The 16144-nt window shown below is 45.8% G+C and carries 15 protein-coding genes; 12 read left to right on the top strand and 3 right to left on the bottom strand.

Annotation, left to right across the window (positions count from 1 at the left end; translation table 11 throughout):
- Nucleotide 1: 1 nt before the first annotated feature.
- Nucleotides 2–964 (top strand): alpha-L-glutamate ligase-like protein, encoded by a 963-nt coding sequence (locus tag DP_RS11815; protein WP_011189568.1) that lies wholly within the window; start codon nucleotides 2–4, stop codon nucleotides 962–964.
- Between the two features lie 144 nt (nucleotides 965–1108).
- Here DP_RS11815 and DP_RS11810 read toward each other — a convergent pair whose 3' ends face one another.
- Nucleotides 1109–1441 (bottom strand): DUF4405 domain-containing protein, encoded by a 333-nt coding sequence (locus tag DP_RS11810; RefSeq protein ID WP_049785094.1) that lies wholly within the window; start codon nucleotides 1439–1441, stop codon nucleotides 1109–1111.
- Between the two features lie 415 nt (nucleotides 1442–1856).
- Between DP_RS11810 and DP_RS11805 the strand changes: the two genes are divergently transcribed.
- The 10 genes from DP_RS11805 to DP_RS11760 all read left to right on the top strand — a co-directional run bounded on the left by DP_RS11805 (nucleotide 1857) and on the right by DP_RS11760 (nucleotide 10327).
- Entirely contained in the window at nucleotides 1857–2516 is a 660-nt protein-coding gene (locus tag DP_RS11805) for a FadR/GntR family transcriptional regulator (protein ID WP_011189565.1), read from the top strand.
- 7 nt (nucleotides 2517–2523) lie between these two features.
- Nucleotides 2524–3714 carry a CynX/NimT family MFS transporter gene (locus DP_RS11800; protein ID WP_041277946.1) on the top strand — a complete coding sequence of 397 codons (1191 nt, stop codon included), beginning with the start codon at nucleotides 2524–2526 and terminating at the stop codon, nucleotides 3712–3714.
- A gap of 209 nt (nucleotides 3715–3923) precedes the next feature.
- Nucleotides 3924–4268, top strand: a complete 345-nt coding sequence (locus tag DP_RS17005) for a 4Fe-4S dicluster domain-containing protein (protein WP_156792284.1) — start codon at nucleotides 3924–3926, stop codon at nucleotides 4266–4268.
- Nucleotides 4255–5400 (top strand): 2-oxoacid:acceptor oxidoreductase subunit alpha, encoded by a 1146-nt coding sequence (locus tag DP_RS11790; RefSeq protein ID WP_011189562.1) that lies wholly within the window; start codon nucleotides 4255–4257, stop codon nucleotides 5398–5400. Before DP_RS17005 ends, DP_RS11790 begins: the two co-directional genes overlap by 14 nt.
- Nucleotides 5401–5582: 182 nt before the next feature.
- Nucleotides 5583–6419, top strand: coding sequence for a 2-oxoacid:ferredoxin oxidoreductase subunit beta (locus tag DP_RS11785; RefSeq protein WP_011189561.1), 837 nt, complete (start codon nucleotides 5583–5585; stop codon nucleotides 6417–6419).
- Nucleotides 6420–6492: 73 nt separating this feature from the next.
- Nucleotides 6493–7011 (top strand): 2-oxoacid:acceptor oxidoreductase family protein, encoded by a 519-nt coding sequence (locus DP_RS11780; RefSeq protein ID WP_011189560.1) that lies wholly within the window; start codon nucleotides 6493–6495, stop codon nucleotides 7009–7011.
- An 82-nt stretch (nucleotides 7012–7093) separates the two neighbouring features.
- On the top strand, nucleotides 7094–7576 hold the full coding sequence (locus DP_RS11775; RefSeq protein WP_041277945.1) for a DUF523 domain-containing protein: 483 nt from the start codon (nucleotides 7094–7096) through the stop codon (nucleotides 7574–7576).
- Nucleotides 7577–7704: 128 nt separating this feature from the next.
- Entirely contained in the window at nucleotides 7705–8289 is a 585-nt protein-coding gene (locus tag DP_RS11770; RefSeq protein WP_041277944.1) for a TetR/AcrR family transcriptional regulator, read from the top strand.
- A 182-nt stretch (nucleotides 8290–8471) separates the two neighbouring features.
- Nucleotides 8472–9107, top strand: a complete 636-nt coding sequence (locus DP_RS11765; protein WP_041277943.1) for a flavodoxin family protein — start codon at nucleotides 8472–8474, stop codon at nucleotides 9105–9107.
- A gap of 518 nt (nucleotides 9108–9625) precedes the next feature.
- Nucleotides 9626–10327, top strand: coding sequence for a formylglycine-generating enzyme family protein (locus DP_RS11760; protein WP_049785093.1), 702 nt, complete (start codon nucleotides 9626–9628; stop codon nucleotides 10325–10327).
- 898 nt (nucleotides 10328–11225) lie between these two features.
- Here DP_RS11760 and DP_RS19005 read toward each other — a convergent pair.
- The gene (locus DP_RS19005) at nucleotides 11226–12866 is read right to left on the bottom strand and encodes a sigma-54-dependent Fis family transcriptional regulator (protein WP_011189554.1); all 1641 of its coding nucleotides are present in this window, start codon (nucleotides 12864–12866) and stop codon (nucleotides 11226–11228) included.
- A gap of 341 nt (nucleotides 12867–13207) precedes the next feature.
- Here DP_RS19005 and DP_RS11750 point away from each other — a divergent pair, with 341 nt between their 5' ends.
- Nucleotides 13208–13417, top strand: a complete 210-nt coding sequence (locus DP_RS11750; protein WP_011189552.1) for a zinc ribbon domain-containing protein — start codon at nucleotides 13208–13210, stop codon at nucleotides 13415–13417.
- A gap of 341 nt (nucleotides 13418–13758) precedes the next feature.
- Here the strand turns inward: DP_RS11750 and DP_RS17000 are convergent, their stop codons facing one another.
- A complete protein-coding gene (locus tag DP_RS17000; RefSeq protein WP_011189550.1) occupies nucleotides 13759–15741 on the bottom strand; it encodes a sensor domain-containing diguanylate cyclase in 1983 nt (660 codons plus the stop codon).
- Nucleotides 15742–16144 lie beyond the last annotated feature (403 nt).

Here is a 16144-nt window from a genome sequence, read left to right as displayed (position 1 = left end):
TATGTTTTTTGCCTCTCCCGCCCAACTGAAAAAGGCCGGTATTGTGGGTATGAACAGACGCAATGTGGTTCTGATCGCGCAAAACAACCCGAGAAAACTCTATCCCTTGGTGGATGACAAACTGAAGACCAAGGTAATTCTGGCAAAGGCCGGGATCTCCGCGCCCAGGCTTCTCGGGGTGGTTAAGACCCAGGGCAATGTCAGGGAGCTTGAAGCATTTCTGGAAACCTGTCCTCCCTTTGTCATCAAACCGGCCCGGGGCAGTGGTGGTAAGGGGATCCTCGTCATCGGCGGACGCGACGGTAAGGCGTTCCTCAAACCAGGCGGGGCGAGGGTCACCCTTCAGGAGGTTAAACGTCATGCCTCGAACACCCTCAGTGGTCTCTTCAGCCTTGGTGGTAATAACGACGTGGCCATGATTGAGGAGATGGTTGAGTTCTCCTCTGCCTTTACAGGCTTTTCTTACCAGGGCGTGCCCGATATCCGCGTCATTGTCTACAAGGGATACCCGATAATGGCCATGACCCGTCTCTCCACAGAAGATTCGGATGGCAAGGCCAACCTGCACCAGGGCGCCGTGGGAGTGGGTATCGATATCGGCACCGGCCATGCCCTCAAGGCCGTTCAGTTTGACCGTCCTGTGACTCGTCATCCGGATACCGGCAAAGACCTCTCCACCTTTTCGGTTCCTGATTGGTCTGCCTTTGTAGATTTGGCCGCCAGGTGTTATGAAATCACCGGTCTCGGTTACCTCGGGGTGGATATCGTCCTGGATATGAATAAGGGCCCCATGATTCTGGAGCTGAACGCCAGGCCCGGCCTCGCCATTCAGGTTGCCAACGGCTATGGCCTTCAGCCCCGGGTTGATCTCATCGATGGGGAAGGACAGAAGAGAAGAAGCCCGTCTGCAAGAGCCCTCTTTGCCATGGAGACCTTTCGGGCGTTCGCTGGAGACGATGCTTAGGCATGGGGACCAAGCGGGGAGATCGTATCGGCCTTTACCGAGGCTGGAGCCCAAGCGCTGAAGAGAGTAGATGGAATAGGAACGATCTTTCTGGCTTAAATTTTGTTTGAAATCCTGGCCTTTTTATCGTCCCGTACTTTCTTTTTATCGATGGTGCCTTTCGTAAAAAACCTTATGGATCATGCCACCCTGCTGCCCCCTCCTATGCTCCTGGTGTGGAGCTACAAGAAGAATGAGGAGCAGGGCCAGAACTCCTGCGCATACACTCAAAACTGACCTGTTACTTTTGAAATATGAGGTAAACACCCGCCAGTTCAAACTGAGATGAATCATACCTCCAATAATGAAAAGCACGCCACCCCATTGATGCAGGGCACCTATTCCCTGTATTCTGAGGTGAAACATCATCAGGATTCCCGTGATGGCCACCGTGATATATGTTACCGCGATAAATGGACTGATCAATGATCTTTTCATGATTTTTTTCCTTTCTTATTGTGTTGTTAACGTAGTTCGTGTTGATATAAGTGAGGTTATTGCAAGTTTTATTCCATATTTGTGTACAGTTGAAAGTAACTGTAATTACGGCAAAAAAATCCTTTTGCCGTTAATAGAACATTTGCGAGCAGAGTGGCGAGAGGGGAGGATGGATAGAAATTACCCGGTAAAATTATTACCTGGGTAGAAAATAGGCAAGGGGAAGGTAAGAGCCTTTGGCCCTCTCTTGCAACTCTTCTTCTGTCAGAACGATCTCTTAAAAGACTCTCACCACTCCCCTGCCACTGTAACGTCGGTGGCTATTTTTATAAAATATTCATTGACTTGTCCATTCTCCATAGCTATCTTCGCTTGTCCAAACATTGGACAAGTAGAAATCCTATAAGGAGAGAGAGTGAAACTTGCACGTCCTATAAAACAGTCCCTGCCTAAGCAGATATCTCAGCAGATAGAGGAAAACATTCAAAGTGGTGATCTTAAGCTTGGTAGTAAGATTCCCTCGGAGCCAGATCTTGTCCGGCAATTTTCTGTCAGCAGAAATACCATACGGGAGGCGATTCAATCACTGATTCAGGCGGGTGTCCTTGAGGCACGCCAGGGAGATGGTACCTATGTTGTCTCCTCCGGCAGATTCGAGGGTAATATCTTCAATCGCTTAAGTGGCTCTCGGGAGAGTGAGGTGGATGAGGCGCGCCTTGTAATCGAACGGGAAATTGTCCAGCTTGCCGCCCAAAGACGTACCGCGGCAGATCTTGTTCGTATTGAGAGGGCCCTGTTGGCGAGGAACTCTGCTCACTTCTCCTCAAAAGAGTATGGCGAGGCAGATATCGAATTTCACCTGACAATTGCCAGGGCTGCCGGTAACACAATTCTTTACGATCTCTACAGCTCGATCTCTAAGTTTATCTGTATCTCTGTTGAGCAGAAGGTCTGTCTTGGCGATAGACAAGAGGTGGAGTTCTCGCAGCTCCATAAGGAGCTTTTTCAGGCGATTACAGACAGAGACGGCAGGCAGGCAGTTACCCTTCTTAATCAAATTCTTTCCCTCCACTAGAGTCACAATGAAAAAAATATTTTCCCCTCGTGTTGTCCTGGTAATAGGTATTATCTTTATAGCCTTTAACCTTCGGGCTCCCATTACAGGCGTCGGCCCTATTATTGATCTTATCAAGGAAGATCTGGGGCTTAATAATGTCCAGGCAGGATTTATCACCACCCTTCCACTGCTGGCATTTGCTCTCTTTTCTCCCTTTGTGTCTAAGATAAGTAAGAGATTTGGCTCTGGCTATACCATGCTCTTTGGACTTATTTTTATTTTTGTCGGGGAGTTAGTTCGATCCTATACCAACTCTTCTGGCCTCTTTGTCGGCACAGCTCTGATGGGCCTGGGTATTGCCATAGGTAATGTCCTTATCCCCTCTATAATAAAGCAAAAATTCTCCACTCATGTTGGCAGACTAACCAGTATCTATACCACCAGTATGTGTGTCTTTGCAGCGGTGGGGGCCGGGCTAAGTGTGCCCATGGCTTCTGGCTATGGTTTCGGTTGGCGACATGGTCTTGCCCTTTGGGCTATCCTCGTTGTTTTTACCATTATTGTCTGGCTGCCTCAGCTTAAAAAGGCAGATGCTGATCGAACGAACTCCAATGGAGCTAGTGCTCCTCCTAGCGAAAAATCTATTTGGACCTCGCCCATGGCCTGGTGGGTAACCCTTTTTATGGGAATCCAATCCCTGCTTTTTTATTCTCTGGTTGCCTGGCTTCCCTCTATAATTATGGCAAGGGGCATGGAGAGTAGTTTTGCCGGGACAATGGCCCTCACCTTTCAACTGGTGGGTCTGCCGGCAACCCTTGTTATTCCGATTATTGCCGATAAATTTAAAAATCAGAGGCTCATTGGTACCGTTAAGGCCACGATCTATCTTGTTGGCATGTTACTCCTCTTTTATGCGACCACCAAGCCTGTCCTTATCTGTTCTATAATCCTTCTCAGCATTGGTCAGGGCGGGAGCATTAGTTTGGCTATTGCCTTTATCTCTTTGCGTACGCCCCATGCCCGGCTGGCAGCAGAGCTGTCCGGTATGGCTCAGTCGGCGGGTTATCTCTTTGCCGCAATAGGGCCGATCCTGTTGGGAGTAGTGTATGAGGTAACTGGCTCGTGGGATATTCCCATTCTTATTCTTGTCGCCTCCAATATTCTCCTTTTCTTCTTTGTCCTCAAGGCGGGAAGGGATAGACTTGTTCAGCCTTAGCAGGTCTGCTCATTGTAGGTGTGATTTTACAGGGTGGTCTCTTCCAGAGAGCTTGCCCTGTTTTATTGATAGAATACCCCTCTTTTTTGTCTTCCTGTGCTATTCTTGTTGACACTACCTCCTGTTATAGTAAAAATTTTAGATGAAGTTTGTGAATGCGCTGTTCTGTAAGTGTTTTTTATCTACCTTTAACGCTGTTTGAGGGAAAAATGGAAAAAAAAGTTTCTGCGTCTCCCAAAGCTTCTGCCCCTCAAAAAGGTGCAAAAGCCAAAAAGAGTGAAGTCCCTGCCAAAGAGACAGGCTCCGTAGCCCCGAAAGAGAAGAAGCGAATCCTGTATAGTGTAAAGTTCTTCTATGAGTGGTGTAAATCATGTGGCCTCTGCTCTGCTCTCTGTCCTAAGCAGGTAATAAGTACAGACGAAACAGGAAAGCCCCGGGTGGAAAATCCTGATGCCTGTATCGGTTGCCGAATTTGTGAGATTCACTGCCCTGATTTTGCAATAACTGTGAAAAAGAGAAAAGATACGAGGAGGAGTACCGATGGAAAACGCTGATGGACAAAAACGTGTTTTGCTTCAGGGGAATGAGGCTATAGCCTATGGTGCCCTTGCTGCCGGCTGTAATTTCTTTGCCGGCTATCCCATAACCCCAGCTACTGAAATAAGCGAAGTACTCTCGGAAAAGTTACCCCAGGAAGGTGGCACCTTTATTCAGATGGAAGATGAGATTGCCTCCATGGGGGCCATTGTCGGTGCCTCTCTGGCCGGAGCAAAGGCCATGACTGCCACCAGTGGTCCCGGTTTTTCCCTTATCCAGGAAAATCTGGGCTATGCCTGTATTACCGAGGCCCCCTGTGTTGTGGTTAATGTCATGCGCGGTGGGCCTAGTACTGGCCTGCCCACCTGTGTTGCCCAGGGAGATGTGCAGATGGCCCGCTGGGGCACCCATGGCGATCACCCCATTGTGGTTCTCTCGGTTTCTTCGGTGAGCGAGTGTTTTTCCATAACAGTAAAGGCCTTTAATATTGCCGAAAAATTTAGAACCCCTGTTATCATCCTCTCCGATGAGGTGGTGGGTCATACCCGGGAGTCGGTTAATCTGCCATCCCCGGAAGAGCTGCTTATTTTTGATCGGATTGCTCCCACTGTCCCCAGTGATTGGTATAAACCCTATGCCAATAATAATCGCAGTGTTCCTGATATGGCCTCCTTTGGTGATGGTTATCGGCATCATGTAACGGGTCTTGTTCATGATGAGAAGGGTTTTCCTACCCAAAAACCTCAGGAGGTAAAGCAGTTTCTCACCCGTATTCATGAGAAGATCACCAAGGGCTTTTCTGAGATTGTTCTCCATAAGGCATTTGAGATGGAAGATGCGGAAATTTGCGTCATTGCCTATGGATCTGTGTCCAGATCTGCCCAGAGGGCGGTAAAGGAGGCTCGGCAGCAGGGCGTGAAGGCGGGTCTGATCCAGCTCGTAACGCTCTTTCCCTTTCCCAGAAGGGTGGTTGATGCGGCTCTCAGGCAGTGTCGGACTGTGATCGTGCCAGAGATGAATTTCGGTCAGATAAGCCGTGAGGTGAGCCGGGTTAATCCAGGTGATGCCCGGGTAGTCAAACTCAATAAGGTTGACGGCACCCTGATCACTCCAGAGGAGATTCTCCATAAGCTGGTGAACCTTCAGTAGTGACTTGCGAGAGTACATGCTATTTCTTTAGTTTCAGGGTAGTTTGAAAAAATGAAAATTTCGATAAAGCTCAGCCTGGCCTCGATTGTGAGGCATAATAAGGTTGAACTTTAAAGAGAGGCCCATTTTTCAAGGTTCCCTTCAATTTATCCTCAATCAGAGGATCTGTGAAGGAGTGAAATATGTTGGAAAGCGCAGAAGTTATTCGCCAGGAATATTTACGGCATAATAAGAAGTTTCCCCATGTCTGGTGTCCGGGTTGTGGTAATGGGATTGTTCTTGGCTCCCTCCTTAGGGCCATTCATGGTTTGCAAATTCCCAAGGATGACATTGTTCTGGCCTCGGGTATAGGCTGTTCAGGCCGGATGACTACCTATGTAGATTTTAATACCATGCATACAACCCATGGCCGGGCCCTGACCTTTTCCACGGGCATAAAACTTGCTAAGCCGGAACTTAATGTTATTACCATTATGGGTGATGGTGATGCCACCGCAATTGGGGGCAACCACTTTATCCATGCCGCCCGTCGCAATCTTGATATCACTGCCATTATTGTCAATAACAGTACCTACGGCATGACCGGTGGTCAGTATTCACCGACCACCCCATATGGAAGTAAGTCAACGACCTCTGTATATGGTCATGTGGAGCACTCTTTTAATATTGCTGAGCTGGCGGTAACGGCGGGGGCAGCCTTTGTTGCCCGCGGCACCGTTTATCATGCTGCCCAGTTGGATGGTATTATAAAAAAGGCCATCAGCAAGCGGGGCTTTTCTGTGGTGGAAATTATCTCCAACTGTCATGTTCAGCATGGCCGCAGGAATAAACTCGGCAGTGCCGCCACCATGATTCAATCCTATAAGGAAAATGCAGTTACCGTCGCCCAGGCCGCAAAGATGAGTCCTGAAGAGATGGAGGGTAAATTTTCCATCGGTGTACTCTGTGATCTGGATAAACCGGTACTGACAGAGGAGTATGACCGTCTGCGTAGGGAAAGCCAGAAGGAGATGAAATAATGAACATAAACTCCCGTTATGAAATTCGTTTTAGTGGTTCTGGGGCCAGGGTATTATCACCGCCGCCGTTGTCATGGCCGATGCCGTCGGTGCCTATGATGGTAAACATGTCTGTCAAACGCAGAGCTATGGTCCGGAGGCCCGAGGTGGTAAGAGTAAGGCAGAGCTTGTCATCTCAAATGAACCCATTGATTACCCGAAGGCACTTCAGGTGGATCTGCTTTTGGCCATGACTCAGGCGGCCTGTGATGCCTATTTTTATGAGACAAAGACCGATGGCCTTTTGGTGGTTGATTCCACCTATGTGGAGCAAATTCCCACCAGTCGGGCGGTGGCTATTCCCTTTACTAAAATTGCCAGACAGGATATCGGCCGTGAGTTGGTGGCCAATATGGTGGCCCTTGGTGCCGTCGGATATCTCTCAGGTCAGGTTGATCTGAAACATCTGGAAATGGCCCTCCTGAGCCGGGTGCCCAAGGGTACAGAGAATATGAACCGTGATGCCCTGCAAGCTGGTATTGCCGAGGCGCGGCGGATAGATCTCAGTGCTCTGCCCGGTTCTATTATCGGTGATTGGGAAAACGAAGTATAGGCCTCCCTTAAAGAAGAGAAGTGTGAGCTGTGGAGGGTGATCCTCTGCAGCTTTTTTTATCCTATTAAGTTTTATGAGATTTATGAAAGAGATATTGGTAAGCGCCTGTTTGCTTGGGCAGAAGGTGAGGTATAATGGTGGCTCATTGGCCATGGATAATGAAACCATGGATCGCTGGCTGGAGGAGGGGCGGGTTGTGGCTGTCTGTCCTGAGGTGATTTCCGGGATGTCTACTCCCCGAAACCCCTCTGAAATCCTAGGCGGTGATGGAGTGGCCGTGCTGGGCGGGCGGGCCCGGGTCCAGGAAAATACAGGCCAAGATGTCTCCTCCTATTTTATTGCGGGGGCAGAGGCCGCTTTGTCCCTCTGTCTGCAACGGGATATCAGGATTGCCATCCTGGCAGAGTCGAGCCCTTCCTGCGGGAGCAGCAGCATCTATGACGGTAGCTTTTCTGCTCTTAAAAAAACCGGAATGGGCGTTACTGCAGCCCTCCTCAGGGCCAACGGCATTGAGGTCTTCAGTCAGTTGCAAATAGCTGCGGCTAGTAAGAGCTTGCTCGGGTAAGGGGGCCGGCTTGTTGTTACGGTTGTGCTTCCAGTTTTTTAGTAAAATTATCGATCTATCTTTCGGGGGAACTCGATTGTTTTACAGCTTGAGCTGTTTTGATCTCCTTCTTAATGTTAAATTTAGCCATGAGTAAAGCAGAAAAGACTAAACAATTTGTTATTGAGCAAGTAGCTCCGGTTTTTAATAAAAAGGGTTATGCCGCAACCAGCCTTAAAGATCTTGTCGATGCGACAGGGCTGACTAAGGGTTCTATATACGGTAATTTTAAAAACAAAGATGAGGTCGCATTGTGTGCGTACAAATATAATGTGCTCTTTGTTTATAATGCCTTGCAGGACAATATTTTGGCTGCAAAAACTAACCGTGGAAAGTTGCTTGCATACCCAAAAACGTACCTGGCCATTCATCAACATATCCTCCATAATGGTGGCTGTCCTGTTCTTAACACTGCTGTTGACAGTTATGATGTGAATGAACAGTTGCAAGTCGCAGTGCAGAAGACTATTGCCTCATGGAGGCAATCAATAATTTCCTTTATTGAAGACGGAATGAGTGAGGGGGAATTTTCTAAAAAGACGAATGCCTCTCAAACAGCTTATATACTCATCTGTCTTGTTGAAGGTGGTTTTGCCATGAGTAAAGTAACACAAGACAAAAGCTATATTGAAAACGCTCTGGGCTATATAGAGGATCTTATCAGAAAGATGTAATTTTTTTTGTTATAAAATATACCGTTCGGTATAAAAAAGTGTGAAAAAAAGGAAGGCCAGATTCTTGAATACGAGGCCTGTAATGCTTGTCCCATCTCCGTCGTAAGGGGCGGCTCGATGCAATGCAAGCAGAACAGGAACTTGCCAGAGTAGGAACTAATCTAGAAAAAAGGAGAATACAATTGAAAGTTATTGCATTTAACGGCAGCCCTAATAAAGAAGGGAATACCGCTTGTTCATTGCAGATAGTTCTTGATCAGCTGGAAGGTGCTGGGATTGAGACGGAAATGATTCATGTCGGCAAGAAAAAAATACAGGGCTGCATTGCCTGTTACGGCTGTGTGAAAAATCAAAATGAAGCGTGTGCCATAAAAAACGATCCAGTCAATGAATGGATTCAGAAGATGAAGGCGGCCGATGGGATTCTGCTTGGATCTCCTGTCCATTTTGCCGGTGTGGCAGGGACAATGAAATCCTTTCTTGATAGAGCTTTTTTCGTTTCTTCGGTCAATGGAAATCTCTTCCGGCATAAGGTCGGAGCTGCTGTGGCTGCGGTCAGGCGATCCGGCGGGATTCCCGTAGTTGACACGTTAAATCATTATATTAACTACTCTGAGATGATTATGCCATCCTCGAACTATTGGAATGTGGCCCATGGCCTTAAGCCTGGAGAAATGGAGCAGGATGGCGAAGGTAAGCAGGTAATGGAGGTGCTAGGCAAAAACATGGCCTGGATTATGAGGCTTATTGAACACGGAAAAGAGCACATCCCCGCCCCTGAACCAGTAGAGAAAATTATGACCAATTTTATTCGGTAATTCAGTCATTTTCTCTCTAGCTATGCCTTGTCGAAATAAAGGTTCGGCAGGGCTTTTTTTATGCAAAATTCCTATTCTTTTAATGAGCCTTGCCCACCCTTCCCCCTCTCTTTCCCATTTAATCTTGATAATAACCCTTATCCAAATTCATTGCTGACTGCAAAGGTAGTTTTGAACTCAATGTGAACGAAATTACGTTGCTGCTCAGCTCGGAATTTCGTTGGCGACGTAATTCCGTTTCTTGCTACAAATTATTTCCTTTAACTATAGACGCAATATCAAACTCTTGCCTCCTTTGGCTATCTGGCACAACCTTTGCTAAATAAGAGTGAAATGAAAACGTTGGTTAATGGACCGTCTCTTACTGAATAAATTTTGTTATGTCGGTTTGTTATATTAATGTCGCCATCAAGGGTGGAGTCTTAAAAAGTAGATAGCAGGGTTGTCTGCAACTCTGCCATCGCCACGGGAAGTTCAACCACCGCTCAAGCGGTTTTATTTTTGTGAAGGTTAATATAATGAGTAAAAATATCAGTCAGATTATTATCGATGAAGTAACGGGAATTAAATTCGCACCTATAGCAGGCGGTGATTTTATGATGGGAAGCCCTGTGGCGGAAAAGGAGCGGCAGGCGGTTGAGGGCCCTCAGCACAATGTTCATGTCGATGATTTTCACATGGCCTGCTTCGAGGTGACTCAGGAGCAGTATCTGAAAATAATGGGGGAAAATCCCAGTGATCTTATCCGTGAGAACTGCCCTGCAGATGGTGTGAGCTGGGAGGATGCTCAGGAATTTATTAAAAAATTGAATGCGGTCAATGACAGCAGATATCGTCTTCCGAGCGAGGCGGAATGGGAATATGCCTGTCGGGCTCATACCACTACTCGTTTTTTCTTCGGGGACGCTATTACCATAGAGCAGGTGAATTATGGCACAAAGATTTCCTGTCAGAATTCTCCGGTAGGGGGGCATCCCGCCAATGGTTTCGGGCTCTACGATATGCATGGCAATGTTTTTGAGTGGTGCGAGGACACATGGCATGGCAACTACGAGGGGGCACCTGCGGACGGTTCAGCATGGGTGGATGACAGTACCGATCACAAGGTCTATCGTGGCGGTGCATGGAATGCAAGCGCGCGTTTTGTCCGGTCAGCATATCGTTACCACAGACCGAAAACCTTTGCCTATTACAACATTGGTTTTCGCCTTGCATTCTGATCTAGATGAGAAATCAGAGAGGAAGTCTGGAAGAGGTCAGACTTCCCTTTGAGAGTTCTTTCTTTTATGAACGATCAGGTGGGCGCCAACTTTTGTAGCAAAGCTCGTGCTTTTACCAAAGCTCCATGTAATTCAGTGCTTCTGGCAAAACCGATTGTTTTTCTCTTGATTCGCTTCGTCCTTGGCTTCTAGGCCCTTGCCAGGCACACAAGTTGAAAGGTTTTATGGTATTCTCGGCATTGAAATCGCTGCTGCCTTGGCTTCTGCCACGAGAGAGATTCAGCCATCTCCTTTAGATAAAGATCCTCAGCTATTGAGGTGAAACTATTGGTAGAGGTCTAAACAATTATAAATGGTTAATAGCTCAGTAAAGATTATCCTTGGGAGACGGCCAAACAGCTACATCAGTTTTTTCAACAAAATCTTCGAGTTATTTTTATCTTGGTGTCGTTTGTAGCGCTCAAACAAAATTGACGTTTAGTGTCCTGGCTTGCCCAGTACTCAAGGTTTACCGTCTAAGCATGAAATATGCCTGGTCGGGGCTGTAATTTTGGCTATGCCCCTCCATGTCCAGTTGTTTGGCGATACTTCAGTTACCTACTGGTACGAAGCATATTAGATATAATGCACATGCTGTGCCAAACCTTGATAATATCTAAGTGCTTACTGTAGCGCTGTTGTTTGTTTTGCCAGCAGCTTAGTAAAAACGATATTTCGTTAAAAACGTAATTCCGTGTTAAATAGGAACGTAATTCTGCTTTTTTGATACGATCACAAAGTCCCAGAAGATGATTCATGTATCAATAGGCTATCTCATAGTGTAACAGGTTGAAGGTGCTCATGATATGATTCGCCCTGAGCTGGAGCCGCTGAGCTCTTTTTTTTGCGGGTGGACTTCTTAATCGCAAATATCAGCCCTATTGTTTGCCACGGGGCGCTTCAAGTTCATTTTTTTTATTCTTGTAGCCAGTGTCGTGGGCTTAATGCCGAGAAGGGTAGCTGCTCCGTCAATGCCATAAATTTTCCAGTTACACTGTGCCAGTGCTGCCCTGGTATTTTCTCGTTGTAGCTCAAGCATCTTTTTCTCAGAGAGAATCACTGAGCTGTCCTCAGTCGTAATAGCGTGAGAATGGGTGCTTGAATCAGCTGTTTCCGGGAGATGTAGGCGTAATGGCCCAGAAAGAGAAAAAATAGCGGATCGTTCAACGATATTACGTAGCTCCCTTACATTTCCAGGCCAGTCATATTCTTTCAACTCTTGCAGTTGTTGCATGTTAAATTGTTGTTGGGTAATGTTCATCTCTTGCAATATTTTCTGCAGAAAATAGTTTGCCAGCAATTCGATATCTTCCTTTCTTTCCCTCAGTGGGGGGACTCTGATGGGGAAGACATTAAGTCGAAAGTAGAGGTCTTCGCGAAATTTCTTGGCTACGATTTCTTCATGTAAGTTTTTGTTTGTAGCTGCGATAATGCGGACATCTGTTTTTCGTGTCTGGTTTTCTCCTACTCTTTCATATTCGCCTTCCTGGAGTACCCGGAGCAGTTTACTCTGATGTTCCAAGGGTATATCTCCCAACTCATCAAGGAAAAGGGTGCCACCATCTGCCGCGCTGAATCTGCCGTTTCGGTCGGCTAATGCTCCGGTAAATGCTCCTTTGGCATGACCGAAGAATTCGCTTTCAAATAAATCTCGAGGAATCGACGCGCAGTTGACCTTGATCATCGGTTTATCTTTTCGCGAGCTACGATGATGGATTTCACGGGCCACAAGTTCCTTCCCTGTTCCAGATTCACCTAAGATAAGTACACTTGCATTGGTAGGAGCAACGGCGTCAACCTGATTAAGAACCTGCTGTAAGGCATAACTGTTGCCAACAAAACCTCCCATGGAGGCTACATCAAAAAGCTCTTCTCGAAGGTAACTGTTTTCCAGTTCAAGCTTCTGTTTAAGGATTTCGATTTCCTCAAAAGCCAGAGTGTTGGCAAGCGCTGCCGCTACATGGTCGGCGATAACTCTGAGCACCTTGAGTACATCAGATGTCAGGTTGATCTTTGTGAAGACAGCTAATACACCCAGGACCTTGCCTTGAAAAATTAGAGGCTGGCCAGCAAAGCCCTGAATTTTTTCTTGTTGAGCCCATTCGACATCCAAAATCCATTGAGAGTCTTTATTAATGTGCTCAACAACCACGGGTTTACTGGTAGCTGCAATATGGCCAACTTTTCTAGCACCTAAGGGGAATCTTCTGTACTTCCCATGAATATTTGTCCACTGTACACCTTCGGTATTTGATTGGCCGGCACTGGCAACTAGATGCAAGCAGTTGCTGCGATCATGACATTCTGCCTTGACCGGACAGCTATGACAAATGTCTCCCGGCCGCAGAACCCAAATTCTTGCCAGAGCAACATGGGAGAAAGTGGCAAGGCGTGAGACAACGACCTCAAACAGGTTGCTAGTCGTTCGTTGCTGGGCCATGTCAAGTAGTAGCTGGTGCATCACTTCATTACTGAAGATAAATGGAGTCTGGTCGATCATATTTTATAGTGTAAAAAGTGGAGTTGATTTTTATGAGCTCTGATGTTTTTTTATATAACTATAAACGGAATTACGTTGAGACCCAAGACGATACTTCGTTGCTATCAAATGTTGTTGTTACCTTCTCGTCATCAATTGGTGATTTTTACAGCAATTTTTACAGGGGAAGATATATATTTCAAATAAGATTTAAATTTTCACTGGAGTCTATTTCTGTCTTTATTAAAAAAAGTCGTATTGGTTGGTGAATAAGGGTTAGTGAGGCCGGGACGAATATTTACAGAAATGATCCTGTTATAATAACAGGAAGACAGTGTTCATTGTTTAATAGGAGAAAAATAATGGTTGGTGATAGTTGGCAATGCCCTAAATGTGGCAGTTCAAAGTACGATGCGGGTGAAATCAGAGTTTCCGGAGGTTTTTGGTCAAGGATTTTTGATGTACAGAATAAAAAATACGTAGCCATTACCTGTGAGCGCTGTCAATATACGGAGTTTTACAAGGGCTCTGCCTCAACCCTGGGCAATGTCTTTGATTTTTTTACGGGTTAGAACCAAGGTGGTGGCAAGAGCCAAACTCCTCTTCATCGAATATTTTTCCAATGAGCAGACGATCATCTTCCCTCTTTAGGCAAAAGGTAGGCCGTGACGCATAGAAGAGAAATTTATTTATTATATATCTATTTGCAGAATGATCTTGATCTAGGGGGCAGATGTACGGTGAAATTAGTCTGCTGTAAGCATTGTTATCGTGCTATTAAATTTACTGGGGGATGTTCATTTCGGTATTTATAGGTCTTTGCCTTAACAATTAGTTACAGATACGTGGAAATAAGTTGCACGGGGGGCAGGGGCTGCGAAACATAGGACTATGTCCTGCCCCTCTTTTTTATCTACTGATTTTCGGGGGCCGTAACAATCCGGTCTCTTCCCTGCTTTTTGGCGATGTATAGGGCCTCATCGGCCTGTAGCAGGATATCTTTGCTGGTACGGCCATGCTCCGGATAACTTGCAAGGCCAATACTGACGGTCATTGCTTTTTTCAGGGTATTGTTTTGCAGAGAATTTTCTTTAATACCGAGGCGTAGCCTCTCAGCAATTTTTCGTGAGTGCTGCAGGTCCTCTTGGGGAAGAATAATAACAAACTCCTCTCCGCCATATCTTCCGAAAATATCACTTTTTCGTAGGGTAGAGCGTATATAATGACTCATCTCTTTTAAAACCTGATCTCCTACCAGGTGCCCATAGCTGTCGTTGATTTTCTTAAAGTAATCAATATCAATCATGAGAAAGGTGCAAGCTGTTTTCTTCCTTGCACTCTGCTCAATTTCTAAATCCATCAATCTTTCAAGTTCTGCCCTGTTTTTGGCCCCCGTCATGCTGTCGTGGCTTGCAGCCAGTTTGAGTTGCTCTTCTGCCAACAGTCTTTCAGCTATGTCTTGAAAAATAATGATCGCCCCTGTCACTGTTCCCTGGTTATACATGGGGGAAATGGTTAGAGAGACGGGAATGATCTGACCGTCTTTTTGAGGAATGTAAAAAGGCTCTATACGACGGCAGGCATTGGCTTTGATAGTGGACGAGAGGAGAGATTCTTTCTCTGATTCTTTAAACTCAGGAATGAGAAGGCCAATGTGTTTATGGAAGAGCTCCGCCTCCTGCCACCCCAGCAGCTTTTCCGCCATCCGGTTAATCATTAAAAAATTACCATGAAAATCTAAAACAATGAGACCCTCTCCAATTTGGGTAGCAATGGCCTTGCTGAACTCGTTTGCCTGCTTCATTCTTTTTCTGGCATTAATCACGCGTATTCGTTCCTTGGTAAGAAGCCAGAGGAGGGGAAATATTATCAGGCAGGTAAAACCCAGTTGCAGGAGTCCCCAGTAGAGATGTTTCTTGAGTATTGTGTGTATCTCTGCCTGGGGCAGATGGAGCAGTAGTATCCAGTGATAGTTCTCTGTCTCTAGAGCAGGCAGTCCTGGGGCAACCGGCAAAGGCGTTTTATTGGCTAAGGCACCTTCATGAGCGGGGTATATTATTTGATAGGTAAAAAGTCCCTTTGAGGTGAAAAATTGTCCCTTCGCTTCAGTCTGTATGTTTTTCCAAGCCTCGGAAAAGCTATTTTGAAAACGAAGGTCATTTTTAAACATAAACCCCCATTCATCCTTGGGCTTGGGTGATAATAGCCAATATCCTTCATCGTTGAGAAGCATTAATTGGCTCTTCTCTTTTGCCAGAGATTTTCGAACATAGTCCAGGAGATTCGAGCCAAGATAGTTAGATAAAACGATTCCCTTTTTGTGGCCCTGAGCATTGCAAACCGGCATGCCAAAACGAATCATGGGCTTTAGGGGACGTTCAATTTGTTTGTGCTCAATATTAAGATCAAGGGGAGAAATAAATATTTCTTTGCAAGGAATTGTCATTGTATCTTGGAAATAATAACGATCCCTTTTGTTTTGTAAGAGATCCTTGGCCACTATAGTAGGGTGCTCTTGGTTTTTATTAACACGGATAAGCTCCATCCCCTTCGGGTCAAGATAGCGAATCTGGTCATAAATTTTCTTGGTATTAACTATGGTCAGAAATTCTTGCTCCAGGTTGTTTCTCGTTGAGTCACTCTGGTCAGTTATAAAATATTTTAAATATCCAGAGCTTGTAATGTAGCGTAGGTCAGAGAGGATGGATTGAAAAGATTGGCTGATAATTTTTTTGCCAATTTTGATGTTATTTTGTTCCTGGGCGAGGAGGAGTTTCTTTTCGGCTGAAATTTGGACAAAGTGGACAAAGAAAATCATAATTCCCATTATGATACAGGCAGGAATAGCGGCTTTGAGAAACAAATATTGTATCGGTGCTTTTTTGTTCTTTGCCATGCTTAAATCAAACTCTTCTAAAAAAAATGATGTCTGTAGGATAGGGTTAAAGCCTTGTATGGTAACTTGACTTCGTTAAAAAATAAAGTGGCAGATGAAATAAAGAGAGTAACTTTTGCTTTGGATAGGGGCGTTCAGCTCTCATTAGAGCTTGTCTTAAAATGGTAGAGCACATTATCGTAGGGTAATAATGTGCTCTAGTCTGCTGAACTCACCTGCTAAAGGGGATTGCTATCTTCTCTAACCTGCTTTTTTGATTCATCAAGGGCGAAAGGTTGCTTGGCTTGTCTGCGCCAGAGAAGGTGATTTTTTGACTTTAGCCTGCTTGATTCGTAGACATGATACTCTGGCAAACCCGGCAGCTCATCCTCTTTCGCTTAAATCATCGGCTGTTGTCAGTCTG

The sequence above is a fragment of the Desulfotalea psychrophila LSv54 genome, assembly GCF_000025945.1.
In the GTDB taxonomy this organism is placed as follows: Bacteria; Desulfobacterota; Desulfobulbia; order Desulfobulbales; family Desulfocapsaceae; genus Desulfotalea; species Desulfotalea psychrophila.
The sequence above is the reverse complement of the archived record's forward strand: the minus strand, read 5'-3'. Positions and strand labels throughout refer to the sequence as shown.

Coding starts and splice junctions, on each gene's coding strand:
- DP_RS17000 (WP_011189550.1), bottom strand. CDS start 15,741: ATGGCAAAGAACAAAAAAGCACCGATACAATATTTGTTTCTCAAAGCC.
- DP_RS11800 (WP_041277946.1), top strand. CDS start 2,524: ATGAAAAAAATATTTTCCCCTCGTGTTGTCCTGGTAATAGGTATTATC.
- DP_RS11770 (WP_041277944.1), top strand. CDS start 7,705: ATGAGTAAAGCAGAAAAGACTAAACAATTTGTTATTGAGCAAGTAGCT.
- DP_RS17005 (WP_156792284.1), top strand. CDS start 3,924: ATGGAAAAAAAAGTTTCTGCGTCTCCCAAAGCTTCTGCCCCTCAAAAA.
- DP_RS11750 (WP_011189552.1), top strand. CDS start 13,208: ATGGTTGGTGATAGTTGGCAATGCCCTAAATGTGGCAGTTCAAAGTAC.
- DP_RS11780 (WP_011189560.1), top strand. CDS start 6,493: ATGGCCGATGCCGTCGGTGCCTATGATGGTAAACATGTCTGTCAAACG.
- DP_RS11760 (WP_049785093.1), top strand. CDS start 9,626: ATGAGTAAAAATATCAGTCAGATTATTATCGATGAAGTAACGGGAATT.
- DP_RS11790 (WP_011189562.1), top strand. CDS start 4,255: ATGGAAAACGCTGATGGACAAAAACGTGTTTTGCTTCAGGGGAATGAG.
- DP_RS19005 (WP_011189554.1), bottom strand. CDS start 12,866: ATGATCGACCAGACTCCATTTATCTTCAGTAATGAAGTGATGCACCAG.
- DP_RS11815 (WP_011189568.1), top strand. CDS start 2: ATGTTTTTTGCCTCTCCCGCCCAACTGAAAAAGGCCGGTATTGTGGGT.
- DP_RS11810 (WP_049785094.1), bottom strand. CDS start 1,441: ATGAAAAGATCATTGATCAGTCCATTTATCGCGGTAACATATATCACG.
- DP_RS11775 (WP_041277945.1), top strand. CDS start 7,094: ATGAAAGAGATATTGGTAAGCGCCTGTTTGCTTGGGCAGAAGGTGAGG.
- DP_RS11785 (WP_011189561.1), top strand. CDS start 5,583: ATGTTGGAAAGCGCAGAAGTTATTCGCCAGGAATATTTACGGCATAAT.